This is a genomic window from Candidatus Woesearchaeota archaeon, assembly GCA_018303405.1.
GTDB lineage: Archaea > Nanobdellota > Nanobdellia > Woesearchaeales > JABMPP01 > JAGVYD01.
The window spans coordinates 44,671-65,128 of the sequence record JAGVYD010000018.1; the positions used below are offsets into that span (position 1 = coordinate 44,671).

Below are 20,458 nucleotides of genomic sequence, written 5' to 3' on the forward strand. Positions count from 1 at the left end.
ATATATAAATTAATTATAAATTAATATTAATATGGTTAAGAAGACAATTACTATGACAATAGACGAAAATGTTCTGAACGATTTTAAATCGTATTGCAGGCAAAATGGGATGAAGCTGTCTACCCGTGTTGAGCTGCTGATGCTGGAGAATGTCAAGGCACCAGAAAGGCGGATTTGAAAGTTCGGCATATTTCACGTTAATTCATGTTCAGTAAGAATGGGAATCATTAGTGCCCTTTAATCTTTTCATTGTCTTTTGAAAAAAGAGGGGCGCAAAGGGCGTAGATGTGATGAAGAGAAAGTGGATTGGGTTAGTTGGTATACTTTTAATGCTAGCCCTGTATGCCACGGCCATAGGCGGATTTGGCCTAGCAGACAGCGGTATATTAGGCAGTTCTATAAATACTTTAAACACTATTGATTCCCAAGAAAGCTCTGCAGACTTCATTGGCAGCAAGAATATCTTGACTGCGCCAACGGTGCAGCTGGGAGCCCCGCTCGCCATTGATTTTGCAAGGCTTTCCGCAGCAAATGCCTCCTGGAAGCATGTCAATTTTTCTTTCCTTGACCTTACCATCAGGCACGGAACGCAAGTTTACAAATTCTTTGCCAAGGACAATAAGAAAGAGGTGTCCTTTACCCCCAAAACTGAAGGTGTTTATGTTCTTGAAATTCTTGACACAGCCAGCGGGCTTTCCCATTCGGAGACCTTTTCTGCAGCCATTGACCTGCAACAGGCTAAAAAATCCGCTGGCTCAGCCGCCCAAAAAATCCCGGTGATTCTTACAGACAAAGACAGCTATGAGCTTGGAGAAACAGTCAAGGTAATAAGCAGCAACATTGAAAAATATGCCATGCTGTCAGGCATGCAGGCCAATAGCTTTGACAAGCTTGCAATAGAGATTGTTTCTGATGAGGCCACAGTCAGATTTCTTGGAAAGCAGAATTCCACAAGCTTCTACACGCCAAAAAGCATAGGCATCTACGCAGTTATTGCGAAGCTTGGGGAGAGAGTTATTGCAAATTCCACATTCTATGTTTCTGTGACCGGCGGCGGCCTGCCTGGCAGCGCCGGGCACGGTATTCTCGACATTTATATGCCAAAAACAGAATACAGGATAAATGAGCCTGTCCTTATTGAATTTTCCGTTGCTGTCGGGCAGGATTACGAATTCTACATTGAGTCAGGGGAGGATAAGTACAGCTTCCTTGGATTGATAAGCAACAAGGTCAGCTTTGTGCCGAAGTCTGCCGGTAATTACACAGCCAGGCTGCTTCGGGCCGGGAAGGAAGTGGCTGTGAGAAAATTCCAGGTGAGTGCGCAGGAATACCAGGGAGAGGATAGCATTCCTGCAGATATCCCGGCAGGCGACACAGCAGAATCTCAAAATGTGCCATCTGGCGCCACGACCAGATTGCCGCCATTCTCACCTGGCCAGCCAGTGGAAATACTTTTTGATTTCAGGGACAGGATTGAAAGAAAAAACATACTTGACAAATTGTTCAGGATTACCTCCATAGAATCAGCAACAGGGTATGTGGAAGGCCAGGAATCCAGCAATGGGCTGGCAGTTGCTTTGGAGCCGGCTGAAAGAAACAGGTTTGTGATGAAAATAAGCGGGACCGAGAATTTGCCTGATGGGGTTTATGCGGCTGTTGTGGTTGCGGCCTACGGGCAGAGCCAGGCAGTTGAAAAAATATTTTTTGAGATAAGCGGCCTCACCGATAGCGTCACAGTCGGAAAACAGGAAGTCAAATCTGAACTGCGGCCGGGCGAATTGCCCCTGGCACCTGCTGAAGAAGAGGATGAAAGCGCCATTGTTGCAAAATTCGTCGCAGCCAAATTCACATCGGAGCACGTCATTAGCACCAATATTGATTTCTCCAAGGAGCTTGAAGGAAAAAGGTCTGTGCTCAATGACATATTTGCCACATCCGTCATCGATACAATAAACATTTTTGTCAATGAGGACCCCCAGAAGGAATTATTTGATGTGCAACTTGACTATCTTGGCAAGGAGAGTTTTGCCCTGAAATTGACAAAGAAACAGGAAGTAAAAAGGGGGCTGTATAAGGTCATCCTTGTTGCCAGCTCAGGGCAGCAGCAAATCAGGAAGGACCTGATTCTTGACCTTGATTCCAGGACTGAGAATTCCATAAGCCAGCTTGAGGATTACGGCCTCATTGAAACCAAGACCCGCCTGGACCAGCAGTTGGCCAGTTCCATGAATGGCAATGAGTTCAAGGTTATTGATAAGGATGGCAAGGGAATCAAGTCCAGGGCGCGCCTCAGGGGCATGAGTGATGGCAAGGCAGATGTTGACGTGCAATTGACCGAGCCAAAAGTCAATTTAATCTCAGTAAGGGGGATGGACACACAAAAATCAGCTTTCATAAAGTTTGACACAGCTTCAAAGCACATGCCTGCCCCGCCAGGTGAAAAATGGGAAAAGGTCTATGCCATTGACCCGGCAGGCATTGATGCACAGTCAATGGCAATATCAGCTATAGCCGAAGGGATGTACCTGTACAAATGCAAAGAATGGGATTTTGCAGCACAGCAGTGCAGTGGGGATTGGGCAAAGATAAAGGACCTTGTCATTGGGCAGCCATACATTGTGGATGTTGGGCCAAATGATCCGGCCTTTGCTGAATCAGGATTGATAGCGGTAAACACCAACAAGTCAATTTTCCTGCCTGGCGAAGCTGCCTTTGTTGCCATTGGGCTGCTGAATAATCAGGGGAATATGGTCTGTGATGCTGATATGGCCCTTTCCATAACAGATCCATCAGGCCTGGTTACCTCTTTCGATGTCGACAGCGGAGGCATCACAGTTTCCCCCGAATGCAGCTATTACGGCCCAACAAGCCTGCCAGACTATTATGCAACATATAATGTAGGAGGGACTGGCACTTATATAATCAATGTCACTGCAAATTGGACCCAGGATGGCGCGCCAAACAATGCAATCAGGATTTCCAATTTCTCAGTGCAATCCAGCGTTCCGTTTGACATCTCCAGGATTACCGCGACAAGGATTTTCCCCTATGTTCCATATGATGTGAACATTACGGTTGTTGCAATTCAGGATTATTCCGGCCCGGTTTATGAATATGTCCCGGCCAGCTTTGCCATTGAACCCAGCCCCAATTTTGATGTTAACACAGTCAATCAAACCAAGGTGTTGTCATGGATTGCAGATTTTTCAGCAGGAAACAGCTATAAGCTCAGCTACACCTATGATGCTCCGGATATAAGCCCATATTTCTATATGATAGGGCCTTTGGAAATCGGAAATTTCTCAGAGGCCAGGCAGTGGGAAATAGCCAGCGACGATAAAGTCCTCCAGTCAGTGGCAATGACTGCGCCTGCGACAAACCAGTCCATTTTGCTGGGCGCAACTTTTACTATAACCTGCACCCCAACCTGCACTGGATCTGGCGCAAATCCAACAGTGACACATACATACCAGTGGTGCGAAGATATTGACTGCTCAGGTGGCGCCAACACAATTTCTACCAGTTCAGGGACATCAGATGAATTATCTGTCGCAAACAATCCTGAATCAAATGCCTGCAACCAGGCGGTCAGCGATACAATAACTGCAAGAAATGTGGGCACTGTCTATATTAGGTGCAGCTCTACTGCAAATGCAGTAACCAAGACAAGCTCACCTACAATAGTTGTGAATGTGTCAGGCGACGTCGGGCCGTATCTTTCATCCAGCCAGACTCCCAACCCTGCAAAAAATACAACATCTATTTACCAGAATACTGCAGTGCTTTTTAATGCAACATGGGAGGATGATTATGGCCTGATAGGCTGGAAATTCTCATGGAACAATTCAGGCTCGTGGGTCAACGTCACTTCCCAAAGCTTCACTGGCCTGATTAATGTTTCAAACATAACTTTGACTGTGACAGCTGCCGAAGGGAGCATTATCGGCTGGCTGTTCTATGCGAACGATACGGCAAACCAGACATCTAACAGTGGCATTTCCACATTCACGGTTGCCTCAACTACTGATACTATTGCACCCTCAATCACCAATTTCAGGATTTCGCCCAATGTCACAGTTTCGGGTGGGATTGTTTATATCAACGCTACTATAACGGACAACTATGGTGTTAATGGCGCTTATGCTGAAATTCAATTTCCAAATACAAGCAAATTCAACTACTCTATGAGCAATTCGGGAAGTTCATATTATTATGCGCATACAACAGATGTCGGCGGGAATTTTTCAGTGATTCTTTATGCAGTTGATGGCAACAGCAACTACAATATCACGGCCAATGACAGGAAGTATTTCAATGTGACGTCATACATTTTCACCAACACATTTTATTATGCTCCTGGGGAAACAGTGACTGTCAAGGGAATTGGCTTCTCCTCAAATAACAATGTGACATTGAATATCCTGGACAACACATGGCAGTCTGCATCCGGGTATCCTGATACCACTGTCCAGACCAATAGGACAGGAGGTTTCACAACGACATGGCAGATTCCAACTTCCTCAACCTCAATAAGAAGCGGGAATTACACGATTAATGCAACAGACAACAAGCTCTCGTGGCTCAGGAACACAACAGGCATGGCAGTTGTGCTGAAACCCTATGTCGCAATTGAAAATGATGATGATGGCACTGGGAGTGTCCTTTATGAAGTGAACAACAGCGATGATGTGCCTGCTGTGGTGAACAGTGCTGGCGGCAGTGAAGATTACCTTGAAATGAACTGGAGCAATGGCTTCAGCGGCCTTTATGTCATAAACAAGGTTGAAGTGCTAATTCAGCATTATGCCAGTGCTGCGGAGACAATGTACATACAGTGGTGGGATGGCAGTGCATATCAGTCAGTGTGCACAATCGCAACCACGACGACGGAACAATTCAGCAACTGCACAATATCGGGCATTGACACCATTGCTGAAGCAAACTCAATAAGCCTGAGATATACGGACAACAACGGCGCAGCTGCAAGGGACATGAGTGTTGATTTCATTTACATGCTCATTAATTATTCGCTGGACACGAACACACATGTAATAATACAGAAGCCATCAAGGCCAAAGAATTTCGGGAATTTCACTGACACAGGCAACAATCATGCGTATTTCGGGGGGGATTCTGCCCGTCCGCCTGTGTCAATTGCATCAGGCCAGGAGTTGACATCTTCGGATTATTCTATGCTTATTTCAAGCGACAACCAAAAGTTCAGCAGCATAAATGAGACAGTTGGCTCTGTTGCATACCATGTTTTTAATTTCAGGGTTCCGGAAACCAATGCAACCCTTTCAGAGTTCAGGGTTGTGTATGAGGGTTTTGCATCCAGGGGAACATCAGCGCAGGAGAGGGCTGTCGGCTACAGCGTATTTTTGTGGAATTACACCGCAAGTTCATACTCACTGATACAGAATACAAGCTGGAGCACTCTTGGCACAGATGTTGTGTTCAATAGGTCTTTTGCCAATCCAACGTATTTCATAAATGCAACAGGGGATGTCAGCCTTCTTGTTGAGGCGATGAACGCAACGGGCGCCGGTGTCGGCGAGGGCCGGAGCAATCTCACAACAGACTATGTTGCGCTTGAGCTTACACTGCATCCGCTGCTGAGCGGCATCCAGATTATCAATTTCACTGCCACAGATGGGGATACAATTTCAGCCTGCAATTACAGATACAGGAATGGGACAGACACACTTGGCCACATCTTCATGAACAACACAGTCGGATACGACTGGATAAATTACAGTGACACAAATGATTATGGTGATGGCTTTTACAATATTGATGCGAATTGCACTGACAGCCTTGGGAATTACAATGCAAGCGAGACAATTTATGCGCTGATTGACAACACAAACCCAACTGTCACATTGAATTCGCCGGTTAACCTAGCCAACTACACAACTTCATCAGTTACGCTCTCCTGGACTGCAAGCGATGACCAGCCGGGCAACCTGAAGTGCGACATATTGATTAATGGCGCCAAAAATACCAGCCATCCAATTGTCTCAAGGAATGGAGTTGCTCAGGAGTATTCCCTTTCAGGGCTCAATGATGGATGGTACATATGGAATGTAAATTGCTCTGACCTTATCGGAAATTATGATGCTGCCACAGAGCGAAATTTCAGCGTTGACACGTCCCGCCCGACGGTCCAGCTAAACTGGCCTGACATTGATTATTCAACTGCATCGTCATCAATCACATTCAATTACACGCCAAGCGACTCCACAACCGGCCTTGCAAATTGCACATTGGTGCTGGATACGGCAGCCAATTTTACTAACAGCACAATAACCAACAATCAGCCCAATTTCTTCAGCATATTTGGCATAAGCGGTGGCAAGCACAACTGGAGCGTCAATTGCACTGACTATGCCGGTTTCACAGGCAATAGTACCACCAGGAATTTCACGCTGGACGCGGGCGGGCCCGTGGTTGTCCTTAACTACCCGGTATCTCTGAACATTACTTCCGGAAATGTGCAATTCAATTTCACAGCAACTGATGACACAGATGGGGTTGTTGACTGCAACCTGACCCTGGACAGTGTGGTAAACAACACCGCATTGATTTTGGCAACCAGCGGGGCTAATACGCTTTACACAATCACTGGATTGAACGATGGTGACCATGTCTGGAATGTCACCTGCTGGGATGACGCAAACAATCCAGGCGCTGCTTCAAATGAATCATTTACAGTCGACAAACCACCCAGGGTCACCCTGAATTTTCCAATTGACTTCAACGCCACAAACATGACATTGATACCATTTAATTACACACCTTCTGATGCATATGATGTTGCGAATTGCACACTCTATCTGGACGGCGCGTTTAATGCGACAAACTACAGCATCACAAACGGTGAGCCAAATTTCTTCAACATTTCAGCATTGCTGGAGGGGAATCATTATTGGCAGGTAAATTGCTCAGACAGCAGGGGCTCGGTTGGCAATTCCACTTTTGAAAATTTCACAGTGGATTATTCCAAGATGTCCATCAACCTGAGCGCGCCGCCGAACGGCACCCTTTTCCAGTCAAGCAGCATAACATTCAATTTTACAGCGACGGACAACCTTGACCCGGGCTTGTCATGCTATATTACAATCAACAATGTCATTGAGGCATCTGGCATTGCAGCGACCTCAGGCTCAGTATCGACTACTCTGGTTCCAGGCTTGACAAACGGGTACAAATACTGGAATGTAACTTGCCAGGATGATGCCGGAAACCAGAACACCAGCCTGACCTGGGAATTTAATATCTCGTCTCCCACGACGGTAAATCTTACATCCCCTGCAAACAATTACTTCCAATCCCTGCCAAACATTACATTGTATTATACTGCCAACAGCAGCAACGCAATGGCCAACTGCAGCTTATACATCAACAATGCCCTCAACCAGACAAATGCCACCCTGCTCAACACCACCGGCGGCCAGAATAATTTTACCCTGGGCGATTTAGGTGATAAGCAATATAACTGGTCAGTCAGCTGCATCGACATCACAGCTTTGGCTGGCTCGTCAGAAAGGAGGATTTTTTACATTGATTCGGCAGCGCCGGAAATAGCGCTCAATTTTCCGTCGAACAATACAAACCATACTGCGGTAAATATCAGTTTTAATTTTACAGTATCGGATTTGCTGAGCACAAATTTCTCCTGCAATATCACCGTCGACGGAAATAGGAATAATTCCCAAAATATCATTGCCTACAACAATATTCCCGCCGAGCATAATATCAGCAATTTCAACGAAGGCTTCCACCAGTGGAATGTTTCATGCAGCGACCTGGCAAACAATGGAAATTCGAGCGCAACGTACATTTATTACATCCGCGCCCCGCCGAGGGTTTCATTAGCTAATCCGCTGCAGAATTACACCACACCTTCGCAAGACATTAATTTCAGCTATATCCCGTATGACGCCTTCGGAATTTTCAACTGCAGCATTTATATCGACGACATTCTGAATTTGACAAATGACTCCATCATAACAAACAATTCGAATTATTTCAACATCACTGGAATAAATGAAGGCGTCCACAACTGGACAGTCAGGTGCACAGATTATGATTATAGCGTCGGAAATTCCTCGGCCCGCAATTTTACCGTCGACATGACAGGGCCCAATGTCAGCCTGAGCTACCCCGCTCCTGGAGCAATTTTTCCGCAGGGAACTAATGTTACATTTAATTTCAGCGCAGTGGATAATTTTGACAACATCCTGAAATGCAACCTCTCATTGGACGGAATAGTCAATGTTTCCGGAATCTCTGCGCAGGCAAGCCAAAATACCTCAGTTACAGTCTATGGCTTAAACAGCTCAACACATTTTTGGAATGTTACCTGCGAGGACAATGCGGGGCTCACAGGGGCAAGTGCCACGCGCAACCTGACTTTGCAGGAAGTCCCTGAAATTTATCTTGCATCTCCACTCACTGGCGATGGCTTCACTGATCCAAATGTGACGATGTCCTACCAGGTATTTTCGGGCTATGACCTTCTCAGTTGCGGGCTTATAGTCAATGGGGAGACTAACCAGACCAACACTTCAAATGTGCAGCTTGGCGGCCCATTGAGCTATTTCAACCTGACAAATCTCACAGAAGGAAGGTACAACTGGACTGTGAACTGCACAAATGTGAATGGAATCACAGGAACTGCGACCGAGGAATCATTTGACATAGACAACAGGACCCCGCTTCTGTCGCTGGTTTCACCTTCAAACAATAGCGTGAATTACCTGTCATATATGGACTTCAAATTTAATGTAACTGACAATGTCGATGCCAATCTCAGCTGCAACCTGAGTGTCGATGGAACTATTAATCTTTCCAATTTCGGGGCAACAAGCAATACAACCACCACAAAGACAGTCAATGATTTCATTGAGGGCTACCATTACTGGAATGTTACCTGTTGGGACAATACAGGCTTCACCAATGAAAGCCCGACCTGGCAGTTTTACCAAAATTTCTCACCTTCCCTGACATTGGACTTCCCTGATGACGGTTACTTCACAAGGCTCACATCCCTGGATTTCAATTTCACCCCGCTGGACAATGATGCCAGCCTCCTGGAATGCCGGCTAAATATAGACAATACCCAGAACGGCTCAACATTCATAACACCGGCCTCAGGAGCACAGTTGACCAGGACTGTAAATGATTTCAATGAAGGCATCCATAACTGGACTGCCAATTGCACTGACAACGACCTGAATGTCGCGGCCCCGGCGTGGAGAACATTCTACATTGATCTCACTGGTCCTGGCATTTACCTGCACACACCAAATGGGACAAGCTACTCCTTTGATGAGGTCATTTTCAATTACACGGCAATAGATAACTTTGGCACAAATCTGAGCTGCAATCTTACAGTGAACAACACCCTGCGCTCCCAGGGAATGAGTGCCACATCAAACCAATACTATAATTTGACAGTGGCCAACTTCACTGATGGAAGGCTTTACTGGAATGTTTCCTGCACAGACCAGGCCGGCAATTCTGGGAGCAGCACGTTGTTCAATTTTTCAATGCAAGTTCCGCCCACAGTGATTTTAGGGCACCCGCCCAACAATACCAGGGCCAGCGACACAAATTATTCATTCAATTTCACGCCGAACGACAATTCTTACAACATCAGCAGTTGCACTTTGGTTCTCAATGATATTGCCAATAACACAAACAGCACATTGGGCTATGGCCTTGAAAATCTTGTAAGCGGCGACTATCTTGTCCATGGGAGCTATGACTGGACGGTAAATTGCACCGACCATGCAGGAAACATCGGGACCAATACAACGGCCAAAAGGTTCTATGTGGATCTTTTGGGCCCGGGGTTTGCAATGACAACCCCCTATGATGGTGAGACATTCAACTATGATGATATTTACTTCAATTTCACAATATTTGAGCAATTCGGCTTCAACAACACAGTCAATTGCAACCTGACACTGGATGATATTGTGAATAGGAGCGTATCATCATATCCTGGGACTCCCAATGCTGTAGAGATAGGCAATATTAGCCAGGGCGACCACAATTGGACACTTGTCTGTTGGGATGACCTGAACAATACAAACACCAGCTCCACCTTAAGCTTCATAGTCAATGCGCCTGACCTGGTTATTACGCCAGGCAACATCACTTTTAACAACACCAATCCGGACATCAATGACAGCATTTTAATCAATGCCACAATTTATAATGTAGGAGGGATAGAAGCTGATAATTTCGATGTTTATTTCTTCGACAGGTCCACATTTTTGGGGATTGCCAGTGTGGCCACATTGGCATCCGGGACCAGCACCACAGTAAATGCAACCTGGAACATCACAACCGGATTCCGTAGCATAACAGTGAATGTCAGCTATGCCGGTGTGGAACTAAATTATACCAACAACAATGCCACAAATAACCTGACCCTGCTTTATCCGAGGATTACAGACCCAGTGAATAGCACGTGGAGCCGGATTACCTCGAATAATCTCAATATCAAGGTCAATGATTACCTGAATAATTCCCTGAATTACACTGTTTATCTGGACAATGCGCCAAATTCCACATTCGAATTCACCGACGGGTTGGAAAGTGTCTACATTGCGAACCTGAGCGAGGGCAAGCACACTTTCATTGTGGAAGCCCTTGCGCCAAGAGCTGATGTTGAAGGCATTGATATTGGTTTGACCCGCAGGAAAAACAGCTCGCTCTTCGCGCTGAATGTTGACCTGACAAATGCCACCATATCCTGGGAAACCGCCAACAACAGCTGGCATTCAGATTTTAGCCCGGAAGTCTGGTTTAATATTACCGACAATCTTGCGAGCCTGATAAATTATACAGTTTACCAAAACGGTTCCTATTATGTCCAAAATTCAACAAGCAACGGCACCAGCATTCATGTGAATCTTTCAACACCATCCCAAGGCCCCTGGGAAATAATCATTGAGGCCGCTGACTTGGCCGGGAATAAGAAAAATTCCACTTTCCTGAGAGTGAATATAGATACCAACCCTCCATTCCCCAATATCACCACAGCAAACAACACGAATTCCTCGGATATAACCCCTTTGATTGAATTTAATATTACAGATAACCTTGCTCCCACATTAAATTACACATTCTACATAGATTTCATGGCAGTGAGCACTAATGGCACTGTGAGCAACGGGGCAGCTGGCGCCAATTCATTGACTTCTCTTGCAGATGGCTATCACAACATCACTTTGGAGGCAAAGGACCTGGCAGGAAACAGGCAAAATTCCTCATACATCACTATTTTTATTGATTCAACCGCGCCTGTCATCACCATCCAAAGCCCGACAGATGGCAACGCATTTGGCTACATCATAGATTTGCTTGCCTCAATTACTGACGCCGGGACTGGCCTGGACACAGCGTCTTATGCATTGCTCAATGACTCAGGAAGCATTTACCAGGCTGGAAGCCTTAATGCGACAGGCAATTTTGATGCATGGTGGAATTCCACCATAAACGTAACTGAGGCTGCGGATTATATTTGGGTGATGTTCAATGTAACTGCCAATGATACCTTGGGCAACAGGGCCAATGCCAGCGTCCGGTTCATTGTTGACAACAGGAAACCAAGCATAGTATTCTATGCTCCTGACGGCACAGATTACAGGGATGATTTCTACCTCGACATGAGGATACAGAACAGAAACCTCACAGTTTCCGCTTATAACATAACCAATTCCACTTTTGAGAGGATGGCAAACAACAGCAATATGTCAATTGGCCAGCAGTATTACAATTGGTCAGACTTGATCTCAATTCCTGTTGCGACTTGGCCTGAGGGAGTTTACAATGTTTCAGTCTATGCTGTTGATTCAGTCGGCAATAACAGGACAAGCTACAATTATTTCAGGATAGACAGGACCCCTCCATCTGTAATTCTCTACGAGCCCATTGCATTCTATAATACATCAAGCCAGAGTGTTTATTTCAATTTCAGCGCAAATGACACATTTGATGCGCAAATGATCTGCAATCTGACAGTCAATGGTGCCATTGTTGCACAGGATATTCAGGCCAATAATGGAACATATGCAAATGTCACGGTGAATGGCCTGGCCCAGGGGCCAAAAATGTGGAATGTCACTTGCCAGGACAACGCTGGCAACAATTTCACAAGTGAATCAAGGAATTTCACAATTGACCTTACAGGGCCGGGCATGCTGATGAATTCGCCGGTAAATGGGTCCTGGTCCAGTGCAACGATTATTGACTTTTATTTTACTCCATCTGACAACTTATTGGAAGTGGAAAGCTGCACCCTGATCATAAATTCCACTGCAAATGTGACAAATAGCACCATCAGTATGGGCCAGCAAAACCAGTTCCAGCAGGCATTCCCGGAAGGAAGCTATACATGGAGCGTCAATTGCACAGATGACGTGGGCAATGAGGGCACAAACAGCACCCAGTGGCAGTTTTATGTTGATTCGAGCGCGCCCAATCCTGTCATAACATACTCAAACAACACATGGCTTTCAAGCATTTATCCGGATATCACATACACAATATCAGACAACCTGGACACACTGCTTAATTGGACTTTCTATGTGAATGGGACTGCCAACATCTCCGGAAATATCAGCAACGGAGGCTCTGGCAGCCAGCTGGTTGGGCCAATGGCTGAAGAGGATTACCTGATAATTCTGGGGGCCTTTGACAATGCAAACAATACGCGGAATTCCAGCTTCATTGTAGTGCACATTGACACCACCTCTCCTAATGTCACTCTGCTGGCACCTGCAAACAACAGCAATTTGTCCAACACCTACACCACTTTCAATTTCACTTCCGCTGACAATCGCGCAGCCCAATTATACTGCAATCTTACAATTGACAACGCAATAAATGTATCCGGAATAATAATAAATTCAACACTGAACTACAGCCAGTATGTTTCAGGGTTCAATTCAGGCCTGCATAACTGGAGCGTGTCCTGCAGGGACAATGCCTCAAACACAGGCACAAGCCACACTTTCTACTTCAATGTCACGCCTCCTGACCTTATCATAACGACAAACAACATAACTTTCAATGAAAGCAGCTTTGTCGAGGACAAGCCATTCATTGTGGAGGCAAATGTCTGGAATATCGGAGAAGGGGCGGCAAACAACTTCACAATAGGGTTTTACCTCGGTGACCCTGATAATGGCGGCACACAGCTTGGCAATAGCCACCTGGCCAGCCTGCAGCCGGGTGAAAACATAACAGTCAACACTACAGTGACACTTGATATCGGGGATTTTTCAATTTTTGTGCAGGTTGACAGGAGTAATTTGGTGTCTGAGGAGATAGAGACAAACAACAAGGCCAACAGGACAGGCAATGTCGGGGCCTACCAGATAATTTATGGCAATCTTTCAGGTGATTTGGTATTAAGCCTGAATGCGAGCAAAATTTTTAGGTGGGACTTCAGCAATTCCACTTCCGGCACGGTTTTTGCAATTGACAGCGACAGCCAGGTTGTCTGGAGCAGCCTTAAGGCATTGGGAATCAATTCAACGGATGAGAATTCTACAAATGATTTCTATGAGCTTGACTCAGGCCTTTTGATGGGCAATCTCACCGATTCAATCAATGTTACCTGGACTGACCACGGCATTCCCCTGAACAGGACAAACCTCACTATATTTGGCAAGACTGTAATCAATGTCCCGCTTGTCAATACCACCAACACAAGTGTGTTTTCAACCGGGATTTTATGGGACAGCACCGATGCGCCGGCTGCAGAGTACAACGGGACCCAGGATGTCATATTCATAGCGCCAATCAATAAGGCGCAGCCCGGCAGGTATGGCACATATGACTTTGAAATGAGGATACCTGCAAGGCTGAGGCAGTACATACAGCCTGACCTTGACACAAGCGTAACAGTTTATGTGGAGCTAAGATAGATTTGAAGCCAGAAAGAATGGAAACCCAAAAACAGATTTCGAAAAAACAGAAGTTTGGTTTGAAGTATTTGAAAATCCTCCTGATGATATTTCTTTTTGCCGCATCATTGCAGCTTGCCTCTGCGCAGGCGCCCCAGCCGCACAACATCCAGGGAAGGGTGTTTGCAGACAACAGCAAAACTACAGGTGCTGAAGCAAACCTGCCTGTTATTTTGAATGACACCTCGAGCGGGAATGTTGTCCTGACATATACGCAGAATCCTGGCCCGCCACCGCTAAAAGGCATTTATTCGGCAACAATACTTGGCATTACCGGAGACTTGATTATAGCAACATCCTACAACGCCACGCATTACGGCACTGCCAATACAACCCTTCTTTCCACCACAACGGCCTTGGATGTGATCTTGAACCAGAGCAGGCCCAGCGAAACCAATGTCACCATATTTTTCCCGGCAAACAACAGCGTCAGGAATACAACAGATGCTTTCAACCTTACTGCAAACATAAGCATTCTTGGCGCGGATGCATCTGACTGCAATGCAACCATTTCGTTTTCAGGTGGATATGCTAATATCACCCAGGATCAGCAATTCAGAATAGAGCTCGGCGATATTGCCTATCATTCCCACAGGACAGCTGCCTGGAATATTTCAGGCATAAAAGAGGGCACCCTAAATGTAACAGTCAGTGCATCCTGCGGAACAGATGGCCTGAATCTCCAGGGATTAAGCAGCTATACTATTCTCCTGGACATACAGGATACTACACCACCGACAATCAACCTTGAATACCCTGCCAATGGCACATTCACAAATTTCCATAACCTGACATTCATGTACAATGTTTCAGAAAATACCGGGCTTGAAAACTGCAGCCTGTATATAAATGAAGGATTAAATCAAACTTCCTCAAATTTGGAAACTTATGCCCGGCATAATTTCACCATCGAGGAAGCCCAGGACGGGGAATATGAATGGTTTGTTTCCTGTTTTGACAACAGCACAGGCAGATTGCAGGGAAACAGCACACGAAGGGCAATTACAGTTGATACAGTTGCACCTGGCATTTCTCTTCTGTCACCCTTCAACAATTCAGTCATGGATTCATACAGCCTTTTGTTTGAATACAATGTGACCGACAGCTTTGAAGTGAGCAATTGCTCATTTATCCTGCAGGGCCAAACCGTTGAAATAAACACCTCGATAAGGCTGAACCTTTCAAATAACTTTTCCAGGTCCATTCCCGGAAACGATTATGCATGGCAGGTCAATTGTACAGACAGGGCAAATAATCCCGGGGCTTCCCCGTTCTTCAGGATTCGCACTCCAGATTTCAAGGTATATTCAGAGGACATTCACTTGAGCGTCGCGAACCCTTCTGAGAAACAGAACATAAGGATCAATGCAACCATTTTCAACCTTGGCTCAGGAAACTCAAGCCTGAACCTGACTGCCCAATTTTTTGAGGGCCATCCCTTATCAGGCGGATTTCAGCTTGGATCGGACTTTTCCCTGAACATATCAGCTGGCGGCAATGCCTCTGTTGAAGTCGATTATTACACACGGATAGGCTCTGCGACAATTTTTGTTGTCCTGGACCCGGTTTTATCAACAAACGGCTCATTAATCGAGTCCAATGAATCCAACAACATTGCGAATTTTACAATTAACATCACTGCTTACTCCACATTTTATGGCAGCGTCATTTCAGACATTTTCCTTGATACATCCCAGAACCTGACAGTGTTTGCCTGGATGAATGCAGTCGGATATGACGGAAATATATTTGCCACAGATTCGGAGAGCATTGTTAACTTCAACAATCTCACGGCATTAGGCTGGGATTTAGCACATTTGCCGAGGCTGGAGGATTTCGCCGAGCTCGACCTGAGAATAAACATGACTAATTTAACTGATTCCGTTAATTCCACCTTTACTTACCTCGGCGGGGCCAGGTCATTTTCTAATTTTACAGTTTTCAACTATGGAATCCTTGATGTCCCTGTCATCAACAGCACCAATAATTCAGTCTTTCAGACTGGGATCCTCTGGGACCATTCAGATGAGAACCAGGGGCAGTTTAATGGGACACAGGATGTGGTTTTCATTTCAAAAATTGTCTCATCTGCATACGGACAATATGGCAATGTGGATTTTGAAATCAGGATTCCCTCAAGGCTGAGCGCATTGGCCCTGCCTGAAGGGAGTGTCAAGTTTTACACAGAGCTCAGCTGACTCATGCTTCATCACATCACGCGGCGCCTGCTGGCTTCGGCTGGCGGGCGCTCGCGCCCCTTTTCATCATGGCACCGAATATTGGACTATTACTTCTGAATCATAACAAAAGTATTTATACTGTTTTGGCAAAGATAGATTAGGGGACAGTCGCGTATGGATAGGGATGCAGCATAATTCCTGGTAAGACAAGGGGCGCTTGAGAAAGCTGAAAATATATAAAATCACTATATGGTCCAGTTATTTTGATTGTATGGAACATGCAATTGCAATACAATATATATAGTGTATCTATACAGAGTATGTATATAGTGTATGCCCATGTAGAAAAAAAGAGGGGAAGATGGTTAAGGAATTGATTAAGAGTGTTCTTGGCAAAGGAGCAGACAACGCTGATTCTGTTCCAGATGAATTGCCAGGCCTTGTTGAGGATGCAAAGCCAGCAGCCGCGCCTGCAAAAAATGCTCCCCCTGACGAGCTGCCGGACCTTTCTCCAGTCAGAACAGCAAAGCCCGCGCCTACCCCTGCCAAAGAAGCAACCAGGCCCGAGCCACAGCCCATTCCGGACAAGGACAGGACTGTGATTGAGCGTGAGATTGAGATGATGCACGAGGAGCTTAATTCTGATCCCGGACCGACAGTCCAGCCCATGGCAAAGCAGGGCCAAGATGATTTTTCACAGATAATAGCCAAAGCTGCCTCCGGCCCCGGTCCAGAAACGCCAGTCCAGGATGCACAGTTCAGCATGAGGAGCATGGCAACCAGGCTGGAGGATGAATCAGGTTCACCGGGATATTTTGCGCATCTTGCCAAAGTCATTAAAGAGCAGGGATTCAATGAAAGCCTTCTTTCCCAGGACATGTTCCAGAGGATGAAAGAACACTATGATGTCCAGGAGCATGAAGAAAAGGGGGTTTTCACAGGGGATGAAAAGGAGCTGAACGCCAAATTGCTGTCAAAGCTCGAGGAAATGAAAGAGGTTGAGGCAAAATGGCAGGTGCAAAAGCAGATACTGGAAGAGGACAAAAAATTCTTATTGCAGAGGGAAAATGAGATAAAAGACAAGATAGAGGGTTTGAAAAGGATAAGCAAGGAATTAAAGTTCCATCAAAATGTTCCGCCTGAAAGGTATTTTGTCCTCAAGAACAAGATAGTGATACGGAATGTGAAGGAGATGATTGATATCCTAAAGGTGATAGATGATGCCACTTTCAGCCACCATGTAAATGAATACAAGAATGATTTTGCTGAATGGGTCAGGTTTTCAGTGCGCGATTTAAGGCTCGCGGAAAAGATCTCCGGCATCCGCGGCAGGAAAGGCTTGATAACCGCAGTTGAGGATGAGATAAAAAAGGAAGAGGAGGATTCGCATCCAGTCAGCTATTTTTTCAAGGCCGCGCTCGAGCAAAAAAATGCTGAGGAAAAGCCTGACGGAAAACAGGACCATGAGACAAAAGAAAAGGCAAAGCCGGCGCCAATATCGCTCTCCGACCATGAGGATAAGCAGGTAATCCCGGAAAATTATTTCAGGCTGAAAAGCGGTGAAGTGATTAAGAGGATTGAGGAGCTTCCCAGGGCAATGCGGAAAATTTCAGATGATGAGTTTTACCATCATGTTAATGAGGAAAAAAATGATTTTGCTGATTGGGTGCAGCATGTTTTCGGGGATGAAAAGCTTGCAGGCTATATCAGGCCAATAAAGAACAGAAAAGAGCTGGTTGACTTTCTGGACATTTTTCTTTGAATTTGCCTGAAATTTATCGACGATGATGAAATTCTTGGAGATAATTGTATGGCAAAATTCAATGTGGGAGGGGATAAATGCCTTTTCTGCTATTAACACCGTTAATAATGAGTTTTAGACTAATGATTATGTACTGCATGTTTAATCTATTCTAAATTAGTTATAAATACTTTATTTTGAATTAAATTGGTTATAAATGCCTATAATAAAATACCTATTTATAAATTAAAAAACGAAACATTTATATAGGAGTATACATATTAGTATACTAATTTCCGATAAATGTTACCAATTGTGTTAATCGGATTTTAATTTAGTAAAAAATCATCCAGTATGGATAAATGATAAAAAAGTGAAAGAAAAATGGAAGGCAAAAGTCCTGAGAAAGAGGTGTAGGTGATGGAAATCAAGAAAAAATCAATTTTAGTTCTGCTTGGTTTGTTTGGCATTCTCGCTGCATTGTATGTTTATGCCGCACAAGTGAGTCAGCCGCAGGGGCCAGACTCAATTTCCGTTCTCAACTCTGGAAGATATCAGGAAAAAAATACCTCTGTCACAATTGTGGCTGAAGCAGGAAACGTCACCGAACTGTTAATAAACGATACAAGGTCTACAGAATCATGGCAAGGTTACTATGGAAACATTTCTGGTACAATAACCTTGGATGATGCATCAAACTATACACTCTACAGCTGGAGCGCAGCAAGCCCAACCGGAGAAATATATGCAACCAACATCTCAACAGGGATTGCATGGGCTACTGTAAAATGCCTAAACTTCAACGGTGCAAGCAGTTCTGACACAATCAGTTACCAAACTATGAATGAAAGCTCGCTTGAAAATGATTACAGCATCAATTCCACAGACAATGACGGCTTCAGCGAAACCTTCACGCAGACTTACACATGTGGTGGCGGAGAAGCAGCATGCTTCAAGATTGGACAACTGACAGTGCCCAATGCAACATGCCACATGGTCACAACCTATGTGGATGAAGCAGCACAGACTGCAAGCTTCAAGGAAGTGCTGTTGACAGACAACGTGACCTCAGGGCTCATCTTCGCAGCCTTGCTCGAGGACAATGTTGATGGCTTCAAGGGAGGCGTTGACGCACACGACTTCCAGATGCTCGTTGCAGAGAACGGCCATCCGGGCTTTGAAACAACAACAACCAACTATTATTTTTACATAGAGCTGGCGTAAGGCCTTGCTCATTTTTTATTTTTTTTATTGTTATCAGTACAGTGCAAGAACATCAGCAAGAGAATGTAACGGTACCTGCACAGTGCAGCGAAATGAAATGGCAAAGAATCATCATAGAAACAGGATAGCAGATGTCACCGGGATTCTGGCTGCTATATCATTATCACTTCTGATTATATTTGTTGTATTTGCGGCAACTCCAGAAGGCCCAACTGTCACCTTAGTCGCCAACAAGACCAAGGCAACAACAGCCGCGCAGATAGTCAATTACACCGGCGGAGTTGACCAGAACATTTCAGGTGGGTACATATTTGCAATCAACCTGAATGCATTGCAGAAAAACGTCAGATGGAAAGCCTACTATGGAAATGTGAGCGGTACCCTGACCCTGGATGATGCCTCTGGCTATACAATATATAACTGGCCTTTGCCTGGCACAACCCAGACTGGTTATGTTTATGCAACAAGGGCCTCTGGAACAATAACGTGGGCTTCAGTAGCCTGTGCAACAGTCGGGCAGATAGAAACTGAGAATTTTGCAATCAACCATACTGCCAACCCAAATGACAACATAACAAGCACATTCAACTCAACAAACCACACCAGCTTCGTGGTTGCAGGCACCACATTGAGCAATTGCAGGTCCACTTCAATCTATAAAGCTGATGCACAGACAAACCAGACAGACCTGTCTGATTTCCAGGAGATAATCATACATGATGGGACAAACGTCATCTATGGGACCAATATAGAAAGCAGTGTTTCAGCATATGACAACAGCCCTGCTGATTTCCAGCTTATAGTCCCGGAATATGGATTGGTAAATCCAACTGGGTCAATCGCATATTACTTTTATGTAGAATTGACGTAAAACAACTCCCTTTTTGCCTTTTTTTATTTATGGCATATGAAATGGAAGTGAAATGCACATGAAATTGGCAAATAGTAAGGTAGAAATTGCAGCTATTCTGGTTATCACAGCTCTTGCAATAATGCTCGGTTATGCTCCCTATTCCCTGGATGTTAAGGCTCTCGGCTTGTTCAGCACAAATGATTCAGCAATATCCAAGGCAAATGTGACCAATGAATATCCGAATGTCAGGAATGTAAGGCTATATTCCAACCTGTCATTTGATGATATCGAGCTTTACCCGGCCCAATTGACAAAAGTCTACTGCAATGCCACAATTGACGACGGCAACGGTTACATTGACATAAATTCCAGCAATGCGACAATCTTCCATACAAGCAATGTGAGCACTGACCCTGATGCGCCAACTGCGCATTATACAAATGGCAGCTGCAGGCTCTGGCAGGGCTCAGGC

The 20,458-nt window shown here is 45.1% G+C and carries 7 protein-coding genes; all 7 read left to right on the forward strand.

Annotated features, from left to right (window positions below; genetic code table 11):
• Positions 1–31: 31 nt before the first annotated feature.
• Positions 32–178 carry a hypothetical protein gene (locus tag J4227_07420; GenBank protein MBS3110331.1) on the forward strand — a complete coding sequence of 49 codons (147 nt, stop codon included), beginning with the start codon at positions 32–34 and terminating at the stop codon, positions 176–178.
• A 151-nt stretch (positions 179–329) separates the two neighbouring features.
• The gene (locus J4227_07425) at positions 330–13,949 is read left to right on the forward strand and encodes a hypothetical protein (GenBank protein ID MBS3110332.1); all 13,620 of its coding nucleotides are present in this window, start codon (positions 330–332) and stop codon (positions 13,947–13,949) included.
• 17 nt (positions 13,950–13,966) lie between these two features.
• Positions 13,967–16,186: a hypothetical protein gene (locus tag J4227_07430; protein ID MBS3110333.1), complete on the forward strand. Its 2,220-nt coding sequence runs from the start codon at positions 13,967–13,969 to the stop codon at positions 16,184–16,186.
• A gap of 343 nt (positions 16,187–16,529) precedes the next feature.
• Positions 16,530–17,930, forward strand: a complete 1,401-nt coding sequence (locus J4227_07435) for a hypothetical protein (protein ID MBS3110334.1) — start codon at positions 16,530–16,532, stop codon at positions 17,928–17,930.
• A gap of 399 nt (positions 17,931–18,329) precedes the next feature.
• Positions 18,330–19,133, forward strand: a complete 804-nt coding sequence (locus tag J4227_07440) for a hypothetical protein (protein MBS3110335.1) — start codon at positions 18,330–18,332, stop codon at positions 19,131–19,133.
• A 97-nt stretch (positions 19,134–19,230) separates the two neighbouring features.
• On the forward strand, positions 19,231–20,004 hold the full coding sequence (locus J4227_07445) for a hypothetical protein (protein MBS3110336.1): 774 nt from the start codon (positions 19,231–19,233) through the stop codon (positions 20,002–20,004).
• Between the two features lie 58 nt (positions 20,005–20,062).
• A partial coding sequence (locus tag J4227_07450) for a hypothetical protein (protein ID MBS3110337.1) occupies positions 20,063–20,458 on the forward strand: 396 nt, incomplete at its 3' end.

Excerpts from the sequence above, each read along its gene's own strand:
- J4227_07420 (MBS3110331.1), top strand. The coding sequence starts at position 32 with ATGGTTAAGAAGACAATTACTATGACAATAGACGAAAATGTTCTGAAC.
- J4227_07425 (MBS3110332.1), top strand. The coding sequence starts at position 330 with ATGCTAGCCCTGTATGCCACGGCCATAGGCGGATTTGGCCTAGCAGAC.
- J4227_07430 (MBS3110333.1), top strand. The coding sequence starts at position 13,967 with ATGGAAACCCAAAAACAGATTTCGAAAAAACAGAAGTTTGGTTTGAAG.
- J4227_07435 (MBS3110334.1), top strand. The coding sequence starts at position 16,530 with ATGGTTAAGGAATTGATTAAGAGTGTTCTTGGCAAAGGAGCAGACAAC.
- J4227_07440 (MBS3110335.1), top strand. The coding sequence starts at position 18,330 with ATGGAAATCAAGAAAAAATCAATTTTAGTTCTGCTTGGTTTGTTTGGC.
- J4227_07445 (MBS3110336.1), top strand. The coding sequence starts at position 19,231 with ATGGCAAAGAATCATCATAGAAACAGGATAGCAGATGTCACCGGGATT.